This window comes from Photorhabdus sp. RM96S, assembly GCF_042879335.1.
Classification (GTDB): Bacteria; Pseudomonadota; Gammaproteobacteria; order Enterobacterales; family Enterobacteriaceae; genus Photorhabdus; species Photorhabdus kayaii.
In genome coordinates this window covers 1-1,808 of sequence record NZ_JBHFKT010000110.1, presented here as the reverse complement: position 1 = coordinate 1,808, position 1,808 = coordinate 1, and the positions used below count along the sequence as shown (strand labels likewise).

Genomic DNA, 1,808 nt, shown 5'->3' with positions numbered 1-1,808 from the left:
AGTGCCAAATTCTTCGCGAAAGCGCCGGTAGCAGGCCAGAATGCGTTGTTTTTTCTCCTGGGTATAGCCTTGTTTAAAAAACAAGGTGATAGAAATCCCAAGACGAGAAACGGTCAGCCCATCGCCATTGAGAAAGGTAAACGCGGCCAGTTGTGATCTTAACTGGGTAAAGTAATCTGAAGTATCCATATTCTCTCCGTTAATTATGAGGCAATAGATAATCTGTTATTCCCACATACTTGCCGCTTCCCGTACCAGATGCCAGAGGGTTGTGCCCGGTTTTGTACCTGGAACATCAAAAGCCGTCGCCCCCTGAGCAAAGAAATACTGCTTGCCCGGCAGGCTATCGGTTCGCCAGATCCCGCTGACCAATGCAGGATGGTCACCTCTCAGAGGAGTCACTTGCAGCGGCCCCCGGTCATAACGGGCATACCAAGCCAGTGTGGAAATATCATCAAAATGACCGGCACCATAAAAGTGCAATGAATGGCCTTCACGAGGTATCACCCGTATCGGACGTATCAGTTGGTTAATAGCAAAATAACTCTCCGGGACACTGCCCGGTAGTGGCGTTAAATCCGGGTATTGACCAGCCCGGATCATCAGGCCATTGGAATAAGGGGTAATCTCCACATCCCGGTAGGGACGCAGCACAGGACGTATCCAGAATTCCCCACCCAATCGGTTTACAAATCGTTTGGACAGCAGGGTGATCCAATTAATGCCACGAATGGAATGTCCGTACTGTAATACCGCAGTATGGACCGCAGAATTGACTTGCAGAGAGGGATAACGTTGCGCTAGCTGGTACTCTAAGGGAAAGTAGTCATGGTAATCTCTGGGGATGACCAGGCTGTAGCCACAGTCCCCACTATCCGGTTCGAGTTGTTCGCACAGAAAATCCAGCCAGGCCATAAAACGAGCCATGCCGTCTTGTCCTTTTAGATAATCCCAAGGCAGTGTCAGGCTTAGGTAAGAGCTACCATCGTCACCATCGATTTCTCTGGAATCCAGGTAACGCATCAGATAGCGAGGAGCTTCATAGATATTTTTAGCATCACTGACCACCCAACTAGAGGGCTGATTCTTTTTCTGATTAAGAATAGCCTCTTCTACTTTAGCTATATTTTCTGAGGAATATTTTTTTAACCCTTTAAATTCATGAGCATGAAAACGCAGGTGAGTACCGAATTCCTCCCGAAAGCGCCGGTAGCAGGCCAGAATGCGTTGTTTTTTCTCCTGGGTGTAACCCTGTTTAAAAAACAGAGTGATAGAAATCCCAAGACGAGAAACGGTCAGCCCATCGCCATTGAGGAAGGTAAACGCGGTCAGTTGTGATTTCAACTGGGCAAAGTAATCTGAAGTATCCATATTTTCTCTCCGTTAATTATGAGGCGGTGGCGAATGTCACACTCGCCAATATTGCCAGGACGGCGGCTAACGCGGCGGCGCTTACCGCAGCAGCGGCAGCTAAAATTTCCACCAGTGCAATCAATGCAGCAGCGACGGCAAGGGTGACCAGGATAACAACGGCAACACCGGCAATAATCACCACCACTTCCAGCATGCCTTCACCCACCTCTTTTAATATCTGCATCCAGCTGATATTTTTTAGCTCTTCCAGGGTGATATCTGAACCCTGTTGTACAGTCTGCCACCGGGCTTTTATCTCACTCTCTGTCCAGGTCACGATTTTCCCCGTTTGTTCATTAACCCAGGAAAAAGCGTAGCTGACCTGATGGCTTATCGGGTCAATAATCTCTTTACACACCCACTTGCCGGCTTGATTGAACCATGCTCCAAACTGA

At 48.4% G+C, this 1,808-nt stretch carries 1 protein-coding gene and 2 pseudogenes; all 3 read right to left on the bottom strand.

The features are described 5' to 3' along the window. Positions 1 to 189, bottom strand: a pseudogene (locus ACGF49_RS24455) (hypothetical protein); the annotation flags it as partial. A gap of 36 nt (positions 190 to 225) precedes the next feature. Beyond that, on the bottom strand, positions 226 to 1,371 hold the full coding sequence (locus ACGF49_RS24450) for a DUF3396 domain-containing protein (protein WP_271859657.1): 1,146 nt from the start codon (positions 1,369 to 1,371) through the stop codon (positions 226 to 228). Positions 1,372 to 1,387: 16 nt separating this feature from the next. Next, positions 1,388 to 1,808 (bottom strand): annotated as a pseudogene (locus tag ACGF49_RS24445) (VRR-NUC domain-containing protein); the annotation flags it as partial.

Bases quoted from the DNA above. Each gene is read 5' to 3' on its own strand.
- ACGF49_RS24450 (WP_271859657.1), bottom strand. From the start codon at position 1,371: ATGGATACTTCAGATTACTTTGCCCAGTTGAAATCACAACTGACCGCG.